The organism is Streptomyces sp. NPDC057694 (assembly GCF_042799415.1).
In the GTDB taxonomy this organism is placed as follows: domain Bacteria; phylum Actinomycetota; class Actinomycetes; order Streptomycetales; family Streptomycetaceae; genus Streptomyces.
In genome coordinates, this window is the sequence record NZ_JBHVIX010000001.1 from 696,513 (window position 1) to 709,918 (window position 13,406).

Annotated in this window: 14 protein-coding genes and 1 pseudogene; 4 read left to right on the forward strand and 11 right to left on the reverse strand. The window is 67.9% G+C overall.

Translation table 11 applies throughout. The features are described from left to right. Positions 1–10: 10 nt before the first annotated feature. Complete coding sequence (locus tag ACFVDP_RS03310; RefSeq protein WP_383482428.1) at positions 11–538, reverse strand: DapH/DapD/GlmU-related protein; 528 nt, start codon at positions 536–538, stop codon at positions 11–13. A 114-nt stretch (positions 539–652) separates the two neighbouring features. Here ACFVDP_RS03310 and ACFVDP_RS03315 point away from each other — a divergent pair, with 114 nt between their 5' ends. Then, positions 653–1,582 (forward strand): LysR family transcriptional regulator, encoded by a 930-nt coding sequence (locus ACFVDP_RS03315; protein ID WP_383482430.1) that lies wholly within the window; start codon positions 653–655, stop codon positions 1,580–1,582. Between the two features lie 587 nt (positions 1,583–2,169). On the opposite strand, the gene ACFVDP_RS03320 is transcribed toward ACFVDP_RS03315, so the two are convergent. After that, on the reverse strand, positions 2,170–2,865 hold the full coding sequence (locus ACFVDP_RS03320; RefSeq protein WP_383482432.1) for a response regulator: 696 nt from the start codon (positions 2,863–2,865) through the stop codon (positions 2,170–2,172). Continuing rightward, on the reverse strand, positions 2,862–3,995 hold the full coding sequence (locus ACFVDP_RS03325) for a sensor histidine kinase (RefSeq protein ID WP_383482434.1): 1,134 nt from the start codon (positions 3,993–3,995) through the stop codon (positions 2,862–2,864). The genes ACFVDP_RS03320 and ACFVDP_RS03325 overlap by 4 nt, the downstream gene beginning before the upstream one ends. Before the next feature lie 283 nt (positions 3,996–4,278). On the opposite strand from ACFVDP_RS03325, the gene ACFVDP_RS03330 reads away from it, so the two are divergent. The 3 genes from ACFVDP_RS03330 to ACFVDP_RS03340 all read left to right on the forward strand — a co-directional run bounded on the left by ACFVDP_RS03330 (position 4,279) and on the right by ACFVDP_RS03340 (position 6,603). Continuing rightward, positions 4,279–4,785, forward strand: a complete 507-nt coding sequence (locus ACFVDP_RS03330; protein ID WP_383482436.1) for a hypothetical protein — start codon at positions 4,279–4,281, stop codon at positions 4,783–4,785. A gap of 460 nt (positions 4,786–5,245) precedes the next feature. Next, entirely contained in the window at positions 5,246–5,692 is a 447-nt protein-coding gene (locus ACFVDP_RS03335) for a hypothetical protein (RefSeq protein ID WP_383482438.1), read from the forward strand. Positions 5,693–5,722: 30 nt separating this feature from the next. Then, positions 5,723–6,603 (forward strand): IS5 family transposase gene (locus ACFVDP_RS03340; RefSeq protein ID WP_383484296.1). Its coding sequence is split into 2 segments (ribosomal slippage): positions 5,723–6,086 and positions 6,086–6,603, totalling 882 coding nucleotides; the frame shifts between segments, so codons are not numbered across the junction. 405 nt (positions 6,604–7,008) lie between these two features. Here the strand turns inward: ACFVDP_RS03340 and ACFVDP_RS03345 are convergent. The 8 genes and pseudogenes from ACFVDP_RS03345 to ACFVDP_RS03380 all read right to left on the reverse strand — a co-directional run bounded on the left by ACFVDP_RS03345 (position 7,009) and on the right by ACFVDP_RS03380 (position 13,063). Next, entirely contained in the window at positions 7,009–7,467 is a 459-nt protein-coding gene (locus tag ACFVDP_RS03345; RefSeq protein WP_383482440.1) for a PH domain-containing protein, read from the reverse strand. A gap of 120 nt (positions 7,468–7,587) precedes the next feature. Further along, positions 7,588–8,229, reverse strand: a complete 642-nt coding sequence (locus ACFVDP_RS03350) for a hypothetical protein (RefSeq protein ID WP_383482442.1) — start codon at positions 8,227–8,229, stop codon at positions 7,588–7,590. A 147-nt stretch (positions 8,230–8,376) separates the two neighbouring features. After that, on the reverse strand, positions 8,377–8,661 hold the full coding sequence (locus ACFVDP_RS03355; RefSeq protein ID WP_383484410.1) for a hypothetical protein: 285 nt from the start codon (positions 8,659–8,661) through the stop codon (positions 8,377–8,379). A gap of 121 nt (positions 8,662–8,782) precedes the next feature. Next, positions 8,783–9,079 (reverse strand): annotated as a pseudogene (locus ACFVDP_RS03360) (vitamin B12-dependent ribonucleotide reductase); the annotation flags it as partial. Positions 9,080–9,158: 79 nt separating this feature from the next. Then, positions 9,159–10,046, reverse strand: a complete 888-nt coding sequence (locus tag ACFVDP_RS03365) for a poly(aspartic acid) hydrolase (protein WP_383482445.1) — start codon at positions 10,044–10,046, stop codon at positions 9,159–9,161. Further along, positions 10,043–10,390 carry a DUF4387 domain-containing protein gene (locus ACFVDP_RS03370; protein ID WP_383482448.1) on the reverse strand — a complete coding sequence of 116 codons (348 nt, stop codon included), beginning with the start codon at positions 10,388–10,390 and terminating at the stop codon, positions 10,043–10,045. The genes ACFVDP_RS03365 and ACFVDP_RS03370 overlap by 4 nt, the downstream gene beginning before the upstream one ends. A 44-nt stretch (positions 10,391–10,434) precedes the next feature. Further along, positions 10,435–11,796: an acyclic terpene utilization AtuA family protein gene (locus ACFVDP_RS03375; RefSeq protein ID WP_383482451.1), complete on the reverse strand. Its 1,362-nt coding sequence runs from the start codon at positions 11,794–11,796 to the stop codon at positions 10,435–10,437. A gap of 43 nt (positions 11,797–11,839) precedes the next feature. Continuing rightward, positions 11,840–13,063: an MFS transporter gene (locus tag ACFVDP_RS03380; protein ID WP_383482454.1), complete on the reverse strand. Its 1,224-nt coding sequence runs from the start codon at positions 13,061–13,063 to the stop codon at positions 11,840–11,842. Positions 13,064–13,406 lie beyond the last annotated feature (343 nt).

Here is a 13,406-nt window from a genome sequence, read left to right on the forward strand (position 1 = left end):
CCGACCGGGCTCAGTCAATCGACTTGATCACCCGGGCGGGCACGCCCGCGACCACGGTGCCGGCCGGAACGTCGCGAGTAACCACCGCACCGGCAGCGACCACTGCACCGGCACCGATGGTCACCCCCTGCGTGATCACGGCAGCAGCCCCGATCCATACGTCGTCCTCGATGACGATCGGGGCAAAGGAGAGGAACTCGCGGCGCTCGGCCAGGGGCAGTGGATGCCCTCCGGTGATGAGATTGACCTTCGGGGCGATCATGACACTGTTGCCGACGCGGATCCCGCCCTTGTCCATGAACGTACATCCCTGGTTGACGAAGACGTTCTCACCGAACGTCGTGTTCAGCCCGCACTCGGTGAAGAACGGCGGGTAGATCGTCACCGACTCCGGGAGCGGACCACCGAACACAACAGAAAGTAGTTCAGCACGACCTTCGCCATCGCTGAACGGCAGCACGTTCAGCCGAGACGTCGCGTCGGTCACCTCCACAACGCGCTCCATATGACGTGCGAACTCAGGCTTCTGGACATACATGATCTGATCTGTGCGAGTAGACATGCGCTAATCCCACCACCGTGAAGAACCCGCGATCAAACAACCTCGAGACCAGCCAGCGACAACCAACCGTTGTGAAATGAGGGTGAGAGTGTGGATGTTGAAGCGATGCGGACGTTCGTGACCGTCGCCGAGACCGGCCAGTTCCAGGCGGCGGCGGACGAGCTCGGGATCAGCCAGCAGGCAGTCTCCAAGCGGATCGCGACCCTGGAGAAGCACCTCGAGGTCACGCTCCTGGTCCGCACCTCCCGCGGCTCCCGGATGAGCCTGGACGGGCAGGTCTTCCTGCCACACGCCAAGAAGGTCCTGACTACCGTCGAGCAGGCCGAGCAGGCCGTGCGCCCCGGAAGCCGTCCCTTGCGCGTCGATGTCCTCAACCGGCGCATCGCTCCTGCTCAGGCCGTCTACCGGTTCTACCGCTCCCACCCCGAGATGAACCTCGACGCCGTCACACTGAGCAAGGAGAACGCCACCCAGGCCACCCACGCGGTGCTCGATGGAACTGTCGATGCGTCCTTCCGTGCTCTGCCGGCAGCCCAGGTCCCGGCCGGGATCAGCGCCGAACGACTCCTGGACGGACCCCTGGAGCTCCTGGTCGGACCCGGCCACCCGCTGGCTGACGCGCCCTGGGTTAGTCCTGCGGACCTGGCCGGTCACCGCATCTGGATCCCCGGGATCATGCCGGGCACGGAGTGGGCGGCGTTCTACCAGGAGCTGTCCGAGGCCTTCGGCCTGAGCATCGACGCGCTTGGCCCCAACTTCGGTGACGAGGCCCTGATGGACACCCTGGCGGACTCGACCTCGCTGGCCACCCTTGTCGGCAGCGGGGACCGGTACCTGTGGCCCCAGACCCACGACCTGCGGCGTATCCCGTTGCACGACCCGACCCCGGTCTACCCGCACGTGCTGCTGTTCCGCAGCGGAGACCAGCATCCCGTGCTGACCGCGCTACGCGACTATCTGCGCACCGCAGGCCCGCGAACCCCGCACGACGTGTGGGCGCCGGACTGGGTAGACCGCTGACCACACGACCGAATTAGCGGACACGCCCTAGAGGAGCCGGTTGCACGGTTCCTACAAATCACTGCGGAGGTGCAGCGCGCAGATTCTGCACGGGGAGGCAGTCAGGTCGCGCGGCCACGCCCAGCCGGGTGACTACATCCGCACGCTTTGGTGTCGGTTGCCTCGGACTGGTGGCAAACTGCCACGTTCCTTGGGGCGGGACGTGGCGGTTACAGAGCCCGCGACAGCCGTCCCCCACTCTGACAGCCTTGTCAGCCAACCCATTGCCACCTCAGTCGGCAACGCCGTCGAGTGGTACGACTGGTTCTCTCACACGGGCACACCTGCACTCTATGTGGACGCGCCTGACCTGCAAACCTTCAGGTCAGCATGGAAATGCGAGCAAGCATTGATGTGCAGGTACCGCGAGGTGTCGTCATCTCTGGCCGCCTCCATGCTGACCCTTTGCTGGCTTTCGTGACGTTGCGTGAAATTCATTAAGGCACCGAATTAGAGGTGAGACGTCACACTCAGTCATATAACGCTCGTCCCGATGAGGTTTCAGCCGTGCCGGGCGGCCGCGCTCAGCTACGTGCCCGGCGCGCCGCTCACCCGGCGGGCTGGCTAGCGCGCACGCGGTCCGCACCGGGTCCGAATCCGTGCGCATGGGCCCAGGCGACGGCCTCCGCGCGGGTGCGGACCTGGAGCTTGGCGAACAGGTGGTTGATGTGGGTCTTGACGGTGGCCTCCCCCACCAGCAGGCGCCGGCCGATCGCGCCGTTCGACAATCCCTGGGCGAGCAGCCGCAGTACGTCGGACTCGCGCGGGGTCAGCAGGTCCTGCGGCGGTTCGGCCCGTCGCCGTTCGGTCGTATGGTCGGCGCCGCGGATGGCGGCGGCCAGCAGCCGCTCCTGCGCGATCGGGTCCAAGGTGGTGTGCCGGGCGAGCGCGGCCTCGATCGCGCGGACGATCTCGCTCTTGCCGGCGTCCTTGGTCAGGTAGGCGCGGGCGCCGGCCTGCAGGGCGTCGAGAATCAGCTGATCGTCCGCCATGGTCGTCAGCACCACGACAGCCACGTCCGGGTGCGCCGTCACGATGCGGCGGGTGGCCTCCACGCCGCCCATCCCCGGCATGCTCAGGTCCATCAGCACCGCATCCGGGTGCGTCTCGGCGACCTGCGCGACGGCCTCCTCGCCGTTCGCGGCGCCGGCGACGACGTCGATGCCGTGCATCATGTCCAGCAGGGTCATCAGGCCTTCGCGGACCACCTGCTGATCGTCGACGACCACGACCCGAGTAGTCATGCGGGCACCTCCGCCTGCACGCGCCACCCCTGCGGGGTGGGGCCGGCCGTCAGGTCACCGCCGACCAGCAGCAGCCGCTCGCGCATGCCGGCCAGACCGTAGCCGCCGTCCATCCCCGCTACTCGGGGCCGTGGTCCGGCCTCGTCGCCACCGGAGTCGGCGGGCCCGGACAGCACGGTCAGCCTCACCTGGTCCTCTTCGTAGTCCAAAGTGGCGGTCAGCTCCTGTCCGCGGGCGTGCTTGGCGGCGTTCGCCAGGGACTCCTGGGCGACTCTCAGCAACGCTAGCCCAACGTCCGGTTCGAGAGCGCGTGGGGTGCCGAGTGGTGTGAAGGTCGCGGGTGCGCCGGAGGTGGTGCGGTGGTCGTGGACCAGCGCGGTGAGGGCCTCCGGCAGGGGCGGGGTGTCCGCACGCAGGACCGCGATCGCGCGGCGGGTCTCGGTGAGTCCGTCGACGGCGATCCGGCGGGCGTTGCGGACCCGCTCCACCGCCTCTTCGGTGCGCGGCGGATCCGCGGTGAGCAGCGAGTCGGTCACGTCCAGCTGCACCGCCAGGGCACCCAGCGACTGCGCCAGGACGTCGTGGATCTCCCGGGCGACCCGGGTCCGCTCGGCCAGCGCCGCGGCCCGCTGCTCCTCCTCGTGCACACGCCGGGTCTGCAGCAGCAGTTCCTCCGCCTGCGCATGCTGAGTCCCGATGCTGCGCCGGGTCGCGCCGGCGAGCTGGCAAGCCAGCAGGGCTGCGATCCAGGCGGCGACGCGCGCCCATGCCTCCCCGGGGAAGCCGGCCACGATCCCGCCGATCGCCAGCGCCAGGACGCCGGCCGCCAGCACGGCCGCGCTGAGCAGTGTGGACAGGATCGCTCCGGACGACACCGCCGCCATGCCGACGATTGCCGTCGCCAGCATGGCCTCGGGTTCGAGGGTGATCAGGAGGTTCCCGCTGATCATTACGGCGCCGAGGATCGGCACTGCCAACGCCTCGGGCACCGGAGATCCCGCACGGAAGCCGGCCGCGCACCACAGAGCCCAGGCGCCGCTCATCAGCACCACCAGCTCCCAGGTGGTGGCGGACCAGACAACCCCGTCCGAGAACGGCAGGCCGACCAGCACCAGAGCCAACCCGAGCACCCGGGGCAGCGCATGCTGCCAAAGGTCAGCACGCGGCAGGACCGGTCGCGGTGGCACAGCGTGCGCAGACGACGGCTTGCCTTCGGTGGTAACGACCATGGTGTGAGCTTGGCATGCGCCTCTGCCCCGCAGCCGGGCCGGGGCCCGCCGGCAGGTGGAGAAGGGTGGAGGAGGGTGGAGGAATCCGCGCTCCACCCTCCTCGGTTTCTCGGCCGACGCCCGGGCCGTGGCACAGGTCTGACTCTGTGTGGACAAGAACCCCCTTCACCTACCGGCGGAAACCATGTCCACTTTGCAGAGCGCTCTCCTCATCAACGTCGTCGTGCTGCTCACGACCCTGCACGCCGACCTCGGCACCAAGGCGGTGAGCCGCGGACGCCTGCTCCGCCCGCTGATCGTCGCGGTGATCATCGTCCCCGTGTTCGTCCACACCTTCTTCGACAGCGGGATCGGCCTGGCCATCGAAATCTGCGGCCTCGCGGCCGGCGTGCTGTTCGGGCTGGTCGCCGTCAGCCAGGTCCAGGTGTTCCGGGAGCCGGACGGCCAGGTCGTCGCCCGGGCCGGCCGCAGCTACGCGGCGCTTTGGATCGGCCTGATTGTCGCCCGCTCGGTGTTCTCCATCGGCGCCACCTACTGGTACGAGTCCGAGCTGGGCCGCTTCTTCTTCCGGCACGGCGCCCCGCCTCAGGACATCGCCTCGATCGTCACCAACGGACTGGTGTTCATGGCGATCGCCGCGCTGCTCACCCGCTCGGGAGCGCTGAAGGTGCGCGCCTCCGGGCAGCCCTGAGTCCCGGCCTGCCCCGTGGGCAGCGGCTGCTTCGTGCTCGAACTCGAATCTGCTTACCCAACAGCCCTTGTACAGACAGACATTGGGATCCGTCCTGATCGTGGGAGCTACCGCAGTCGGCAGACCCCGGCCTGACGGACCGGACAGAAGAAAGGTGCAACACGCATGAGTGCCGGCGACGCCGTCGACCACACCGGCACGGGAGGATACGACAGGGCTCAGCCACCGGTTCCCGCGCCGGCGGGAGCGAAGGGGGTGCCTCGGGTGAACGGCTGATGTTGTTCACCGACGCGGTGACCGCGATCTCGATCACTTTGCTGATCCTGCCGCTGATCGACCTCGCCACGGAGGCCGTGTCCGCCCATAGGCAGGCCAGCGAGGTGTTCACCCCGACGAAGACGAGGAGGAGGACGGGGAAGAGACCTCGACCACCGTCCGAAAGCACCACGCCCAGCAGCTCGTGGCCTACCTTGAGAAAACACGGAATGTGCCGGGCCCGGCCAGCGATCTGATCTTCATGGAGACCAGCGGCAGCGTCTTTGGCCTTCCCGCGACTGTGGCCGAGACGCTGGAGCAGCAGGCTCAGAACGCCGAGGTGGACGAGGTACTGGCGTCGATCAGCGGTCTCTCCGCCGACGAACGCCCGGCCGCACTGGCGCTTCTGACACAGGAGGCCCGGGACGCGATCGGCTTGGAGGAAGAGAACGTCGCCTATGCCGTCCTGGCGGTCTGCGGTGATGCCTCCATCTCGCTGAACGGCACGGCGAACACCGTGGTCGAGACACTCGCACCGATCCTGGCCAATTCCCCGCACGCACTTCCCGACGAAGTACTCGGCCATGCCCGCAGTCACAGCCAACCCCACTGCCAGCCGATCACGCTAGGGCCTGTCCGGCGGATCATGTGACCGTCTCGGTCTTGGCTCGTTGGCATGCCCATGGGGCGGGGAGATCTCACAAGTGAAGAATGGGCCCGGTTGAAGCCGCAGCTTCCGAAGTCCGGTCAGCGTGGCGGCCGTTGGGGCGGTCACCGCAGGATCATCAACGACATCCTGTATCGGAACCGGACCGGGGTGCCGTGGCGTGATCTGCCTGCCCGTTTCGGTAAGTGGAAGACCGTTTACGAGCGGCATCGGCGCTGGTCAGCGGACGGCACGTGGGACAGGCTCTTCGCGGCAGTCCTGGCCGATACCGATGCGGAAGGGCGCATCGACTGGTCGATGGTGAGCGTCGATTTCACCTCCTGCCGGGCCCATCAGCACGCCGCCGCAGCACGCAAGAAGCCTCCAAGGCTGCCAGGAAAAGACGCACGCCCCGGCAGCACCGCCCCGATGAGGGGCTCGGACGCTCGCGGGGTGGCCTGACCTGCAAGATCCATCTTGCCGGTGAGGGCGGACGCCGCCCGCTGGCCCTGCTGATCACTCCGGGCCAATGGGGTGATGCCCCGCAGTTCATCCCGGTCATGGAGCGTGTCCGTGTTGCCCGTCTCGACGGTGGGCGGCCCCGGACCCGGCCCGACCCCCTTGGCGGCGACAAGGCGTATTCCTCCCGCCGCAATCGCCGCTACCTGCGACGACGCCAGGTCAAGCACACCATCCCCGAGCCGAAGAATCAACGCGCCAACCGCCAAGCCCGCGGCAGCAGGGGCGGCCGGCCCGCCGGCTTCGACAAGACGATCTACAAGCGCAGGAACGAAGTCGAGCGAACGATCAACGCGCTAAAGCACTCCCGGGCCGTGGCCACGAGATTCGATAAGCGCGCCTACATCTTCCACGGCACCGTCACACTCGCCTCGATCAGACTCTGGCTGCGACCATGACCGCGGTTCAGGCGCGTCCTAGAATGGTTATGTATCTCAGTGCGGGAGTCGTTCCGAGGTGATTCCGGGAGCCACCTTCTGACCGAGTTTGCGATGTCGGTTTGTTTTGAAGTCACTGCGGGGCTTGCGGTGGGACGGTGGGATGTGCTTCTGCCGCTGGGGGCCTCATGGGGACGTCACAGTCGAAGATCGATCTGTACGCGGCGATTCGTCGCGATCATCAAGAGGGCATGTCTCAGCGGGCGTTACAGCGCAAGCACAACGTCACGTGGCGGACCGTGCGCGGGGCACTGGACGGCAAGTGGCCGGAGCCGCGCAGGGCGCATCGGCGCCGGGAGTCCCGGCTCGCCCACACCAGGGCTCTGGCCGAACAGGCAGCCACTGGCTGAACCGACCTTCGCTCCTTCAATCACTCATTGCGAGAGACCAGCGTTCTTGGATGACAGCCTGCTTCCGCTCAAGCTCCGCATCCCGCATCCGGTTGGTGAAGGTCCCCGGAATCGTCAGCGAACGCCTGCCAACTCTGACGACCCGCAGGTCCGACCAGATTCCGCTCCGCAACACTCGCTGCCGCCTCTCGATCCCAGCTACCTCGCTCCACGGGATCGATCGTCTGCTGACGAGGGTGCGGAGCTCCAACCCCGCCGCGGTGAGGAGCACCCGGCCATAGATCGAGCTCATCGCGCTCAAAACCACTGCCACCGAGAAGACCCCGAAGGCTCCGAACAGCCACCATTCAACCGGCCCACGCACGGTCAAGGTCATCGCCACCATCACAGCGGCCAGTGCAAGCGTCACGATGCCGTTCCGCCACCAATACCTCCGGCGGTCATCAGAGTTGAAGCCGATCCAGACATCGGGCATGACCACGATGCTACTGACACGCAGAAGTGTTGCACGCCTGAGGTGTGTCACCCCTCGCGTTGTGGCAGCCCTAACGGGCTGCCGCTGCGGCAAAGTGACATCAAAAGTCACTGACATTGATCATGAAGATCCGGCGTCACTGACTCCTGGAATCACCTCGAAACGACATCCCCGGAAAGTGACACAGCCACCTAGAACCTCGGCTGCCCTTGCATAGCGGGCGGGCTCACCCAAGTGAGCTCGCCCCAGTGGACCTGCGCTCTCGCTGTGCGCGACGAGCCTGAAAATCAGTGCACGGACCAGCATCTGCGGCCAGTCAAGATGATCGCTGCCAGCCGTCAACAGGTCAGTCGGAAGGTCGAACCACAGCAGTCCGTCTGCAACCACGATCGCCTCAGCGAACGCTGGCGGCCGCCAGTACGGGGAGAAGTCGATCACGGCAGGCACTTGATCCGGACCGAACAGGACATTGCCCGTGAGATCGCCATGGATGAGCTGAGCTGTGTCCGGCGTCACCGGGCGCCTCAACTGCAGCAGGGTCGAGAACGGTGCGACGAGGTCGTCAATCACGTCGATGTCCTGCTCGCCCCACGCGACTCGGTCGGCCACAGCCCACGGGTGCACATGCAGATCAAGGAATTCGGGCCGGGGCACATCCCGCAGAGCGTTGTGGAAGGCGCGACCGGCACTGAGGACACCGGTCCAGTGCCCCACCGGTCCAGGTTGACCGGTCAGGAACTCGCTGGCGGTCCAGCCGTCCACGACGCTTCGCCCGTCGGCGGCCCGCAACGGCAGTGGAACGCGGAAGCCACTGTCTGACGCCAGCTTCTCAAACAGGGAATGCGCCCACTCGACCTCCTCGTCAGTGCCCTCGGAAGGACGCCCTGACGCCCTCCCGCGAGGCGGGCGTCAGGTGCAGGGCACACGGTCAGGAACAGGCCAGTCGATGCACACCCCACGGCGGACCAGCGCGGTGAAGCTGTCGACCTGACAGACGGCCGGCTGCTCCTGGGTGAAGCAGCGCAGCGCCCAGTGCACGCCGTCACGCAGCTGCCCGTCGGTCAGCAGGCGTGCCCGCTCCTGCAGTTTGGCGAGAAGCCGTCCGCCGCGGGCCGCGCGGGACAGCGCGGCGTCGGCGAGCGGTCCTTCCGCGAAGCCGTTGCGTACGGACAGGCCGGGCTCGATGACGGTCATGGTGTCGATCCTTTCCGCCCGGCCGCGCCGGTCCCCCGGGTGGAGACGCGGTCGCGGGACCGAGCGGGCGGGAACATAGAGGACCGGTCCCGTTGGCGTCGCGTCGTGGCGGCCGGCCGGGGCAGGCGGAGACCTGCTGGGGCTGCGGCGTCCGGACGTTGAACCACACCGGGGAGTTGAAGCTGAAGATCTGGTGCAGGAGGGCGTACGCCAGCTCGTGCTCGAAGATCTCGGCGTCGGCGGGCGACGCGAAGTACTTGTAGTCCTCGCCGGCCTTCCGATACGTCTTCACGATGCGGTCGATGAGCTGCTTGAGGCTCACCTCACGCTGCGGGGTGCCCACAGCGCCGCGGAAGTACTTGCTGGTGACGATGTTGACCGCGTTCACCGACCAGAACTCGGGGAACTCGACGCCACGAGCTGAGGATCCCGGCGGATATCGCTCATCCAGCGGCCATCCGGCCGGGCATTCTTGCCGCCCGGCCGGACGGCCGTGTTCAGCTGGTGCCGTCAACCCCGCTAGCGCCGCTCGTGCCGCCGGACTGCGTGGCGATGCGGTCCGCGAAGAACGACTTGACCGCGGGCAGGACACCCAGTTGGTCATGGGCTACGCCGGGAACCGTGTCGAGCTGCGCGTCGATGCCGGCCTCTCGCCAGTTCTCATACAGCGCGCGCAAGTACTCGGCCCGGTTCGTCCCCGTGGCCGGGGCAGGCCGTTGGCCTGCGGGCGCGAGACCGTCGGTTGCGGTGTCGAGTTCACCGACGATCATCTGTACCGGCAGCCGGCGCATGGCGGACGGGCTGGCCGCGGTGGTCCCGAACAGCTCCTGTACGTCCGCCGTTCCCTGCCACCAGGGCCGCGTCGGGTCGAGGAGGGTGACACGGCCGGGGGCACCGACGGACAGGGATGCCAGACGCTCCGGGTGGAGGTAGGTGAAGCGGTGGGCGAACTGGCCGCCGCCCGAGAAGCCGTGGAGATGGAAGCGGTCGGCGTCCACGTGCCAGCGGGCGGCGATCTCGTCCACCATGTCCAGCAGCAACTCGTCGGCGCGGAGTGCGGAGGGGTCGAGGAGCTTGTAGCTGTCCAGATCGTTGGGGCCGGTGATGCCCGCCGGGAAGAGCGGGGCGAGGACGACGCAGCCGTGTTCTTCGGCGAAGTCCGCGAAGGCGTCCCGCAGGGTCTCGGCACGGCGCCGCGTTCCGTGGATAGCGACTACAAGAGGGCTCGGCGGGCCGTCGGCGTTGTGGTCCCGGGGTACGTAGAGGCAGTACGAGAAGCGCGGGTCGCCGGAGAGGGCGAACAGCGGGGTGTGCCCGACGAGGTAGGAGATCCCCGGGTGTCCTGCGGGCAGGTCCCAGGGAGAAAGGGGGCGTTCGGCCTTCACGCGGTGAGCTCCTTGGTGACGGGGAGGTCCATGAGGGGTGCGTACTGCTGGCCCGCGTAGCAGTCTGCGTCGCGCAGGCTGCCCTGGACGTCGGGGCGCGGCAGTGAGACCTTCACGGCCAGGGCCCGGGGGTGGTTGACGAGGAGGATGTCGTCGGGGGCGGCGTTGTAGAGGCCGGCGAACAGCTCTCTGCTCAGGAAGCCGGAGGCGACCAGCGCGTCGTAGGCTTCCCGGTCGCGGCACATGAAGTCGAAGGTGAGGGTGAAGGGCCCGGCGTTCTTGGAACGCACGAGGGAGCAGTAGTCGAGCAGTGTGGTTCTGCCGGCTGGGGTTCGCGTCGTCATCGTCCGCTCCTTGTCGAAGTTGTTGTGGTGGCTGCGGTCATGGCTCACACGTCCTCGGTGACGGTGCGGAACAGCTCGGTCGGGCTGACGCCGGTGACCACGTGGTTCAGCGTGAAGCGGTAGAGCGGTCCACGGTCCGTCTCCGGCGGGGAGTAGGGGTAGGCGAGGGTGGAGACCAGGCCGTCGTACTCGGGGACGGGCAGATGACTGCTTGCGTGGGCGACGAACGTGGCGACCGCGTGGGCGGTGGCCTGGTCCGGGGCGGTCACCGTGATGAGGACGCCGAGTTCACGGGGGTGCAGCGGTTCCGGTTCCGGGGTGGCGAGGACGGCTCCGGCGCCGTAGAGGCGGTAGTTGATGTCGACGTCGGCGGGGTCGATCTCGCCGCCGAACACGTCGAGGATCTTGTGTGCGAAGTACTTCTCGGCGAGGGGGAGCAGTTCGGGCAGGCGCCGGATGACGACCTGGTCCCTTACGCCGCCTATGACGATGGTCTGGTGACCGACCAGTTCGGCGCCTTCGAGCTTGTTGGTGTATTCGTCGGCCGGGACGAAGCGCGACCCGCGTACCCGGACGGTGCGTTCGTCGACGCTCTCGTAGGTCGCGTCGGTGGTGTCGAGGGTGCCGGAGGGCTCGATCACGTGGAACGGATCGGCGTTCTCGTACAAGGTGTGGGCCGCGACCGAGCGGGGGGTGAGGCGGCTGTCCTTGGCCAGTGTGGTGACGTCGAAGTGGTCGTCGCGGAGTGTCGCGAGCAGGCTGTCCGCGGACGGCGGGACGGCACAGGCGGCTCCGCATTCGACGGTCTTGGCCAGGTGCCAGGTCAACCCCGGATCCGAGCCGTGCAGTTGAGGGAGCGCCGCGAACAGTGCCGTGTCACTGGCCCGCCCGGCGAGGACCACGTCGCAGCCGGCCCGGAGCGCGTCCTGGATGGGCTCGACGCCCATCATGGCGACGGTGTGGCTGCGGGCGAACAACTCCCTCTCGATTCGTGGGGCTTGGGGCAGCGGAGCGATGCGTCCGGCGTCGAGGAGCTCCTCCAGGCGCTCGGCCGGTTGGTCCGCGTAGATCAGTCCCATTCTGAAGCTCAGGTTCTTCTCGGCGGCGACGGCGCGTGCCAGGCGGGCGACATGGTCGACTCCCACGTCCCGGCCGCTGGTGCCGCACGAGCCGATGATCAGCGGCACGCCGAGCCGGTCGCGGGCGGCGAGCAGCAGGCGCAGGTCGCGGGTGACGGCCTGGTCGGAGAGTTTGGGGACGCCGGAGCCAAGGGCGGCGGGGCCGGAGTCGGTGGATCCGGCGTCGCACGCGATGACGTGCGGGTGGGCTTCGACGCCGCGTTCGAAGGCGTCGGCGTCGAAACCCGCGCCGAGGACTCCGGTCGGGGCGAGGATGCGGATCTCCATGTGGTGTCTGTTTCCTTGGGGTTGTGACGGACAGGCTGGGGTGTCAGATGGCGGAGGCCGGGGATCGGGTGGTTCGTCGAACCAGGTGGGTGAACACGCCGAAGGTGATCGCGGCGAACACCGCGGCGTTCAGGAGCATGAAGCGCCATCCGGTCAGGTCGACGGTGGCACCCAGCAGGGCGGGTCCCAGGGATGCGCCGGCGGACGCGGCGACCGTGTACAGACCGCTGTAGGTGCCCAGGACGTATTTGTTGGGGGCGAGGTCCCACAGCGCCACCAGGGCGTTCGCCGCGAACGATGCGTAGCCGAGCGACACGATGATCATGGCCACGGTGGTGCCGGCGACGGTGGGCGAGGCGAAGCCGATGAGCAGTCCCACGACGAACATGCCGACGCCGTAGCGCATGGCGCGGGCGTGTCCCAGCCGGGTCGAGCCGTACGCGATGGGTACGACGCACACGAGGAAGGCGATGGCTCCGGGGAGGGTGAGACCACCGGCAGCGCCGCGTGACAGGCCGAGTATCTCGGTGCCGTACGAGGTCGTCAGCGATCGGAGGGCCGACCACATGCCCGCGAAGCAGAAGATGCCGAGCATAAGGGCGGCGCGCGGCCCGGTCGGGTCGCGTACGAATTGCCGAACGGTCGTCCAGGGCGAGACCGGCGCATCGTGTTCCGAGCGGCCGGCGTCGAGCCCGGTCTCGGTCTCGGTCTCGGACAGCTGGGCCGCCGAGTGGCGCCGGCCCAGGAAGGTCCAGGACGCGGCGAACATCAGCAGCATCAGCAGGGGAGGTACGGCGAAAGCCAGCCTGATGCTGCGGTCGACCACGAGCAGGCTGATCAGGGAGGAGACGACGATCGTCAGGCTGACCCCGGCCTTGACGAAGCCCTGGGCCTTTGTGCGGTTGGCAGGGGCGATGTAGTCGGAGACAAGGGTCTCCGTGATTCCTTTGAAGGCATTGCCTGTGGCCGCGAAGGCGACGACGCACAGCATGAGCAGCGGCAGGCTGTGGGTCCACGGGATCAGCGCGAAGGGCACGGCGGCCACGCACGCGCCGATCAGGATGATCGGCCACCGGCCTCTGCCTGCGCGGGCCTGGCGGTCAGACAGGAAGCCCATCCACGGTTGGATGAGTACTCCCAGGATGTTGTCCATGCCCATGATCAGTCCGACGAGGCCTGCGGAGGTCAGGTACTTGCGCAGTTCGGTGGGGACCTGCGCGTCGTAGAAGTTCCACACCGACTCCTGCGCGAAGACGGCGAGGGTCACCCACAGGACCACTCCCGCGTTCATTCGGCCCGGGCGGCCAGCGTCCTCGTCGGGCGGCGAGGACGCACGATCGGCCCCGGCCGGGGGCGCCCCCAGTGCTCCCGGCGCCGCCTCGAATGGTGGTGCTGGGGGTTTTAGGGGCGCGGGGAGAGGTTTCCAGCGCTTCACTGCGACTCCTACGCTATATGCTATAGCAATGGGCTGATGGTGATGGTCGTTCCTGCGGTTGCTCCGCCGGGCGGGTCCCCTCCCCCCCACCCAACCAACCCCCCCCCCCCCCCACAACCCGGTCCCCCCCCCCCCCCCCTTCCCACGCCCGAAGACCTTCTCCCCCCCCCCCCCC

What these genes read in the sequence shown, in the direction of transcription:
- ACFVDP_RS03330 (WP_383482436.1), top strand. Translation starts at nt 4,279, where the DNA reads ATGTCCACTTTGCAGAGCGCTCTCCTCATCAACGTCGTCGTGCTGCTC.
- ACFVDP_RS03355 (WP_383484410.1), bottom strand. Translation starts at nt 8,661, where the DNA reads ATGACCGTCATCGAGCCCGGCCTGTCCGTACGCAACGGCTTCGCGGAA.
- ACFVDP_RS03310 (WP_383482428.1), bottom strand. Translation starts at nt 538, where the DNA reads ATGTATGTCCAGAAGCCTGAGTTCGCACGTCATATGGAGCGCGTTGTG.
- ACFVDP_RS03320 (WP_383482432.1), bottom strand. Translation starts at nt 2,865, where the DNA reads ATGACTACTCGGGTCGTGGTCGTCGACGATCAGCAGGTGGTCCGCGAA.
- ACFVDP_RS03370 (WP_383482448.1), bottom strand. Translation starts at nt 10,390, where the DNA reads ATGACGACGCGAACCCCAGCCGGCAGAACCACACTGCTCGACTACTGC.
- ACFVDP_RS03375 (WP_383482451.1), bottom strand. Translation starts at nt 11,796, where the DNA reads ATGGAGATCCGCATCCTCGCCCCGACCGGAGTCCTCGGCGCGGGTTTC.
- ACFVDP_RS03345 (WP_383482440.1), bottom strand. Translation starts at nt 7,467, where the DNA reads ATGCCCGATGTCTGGATCGGCTTCAACTCTGATGACCGCCGGAGGTAT.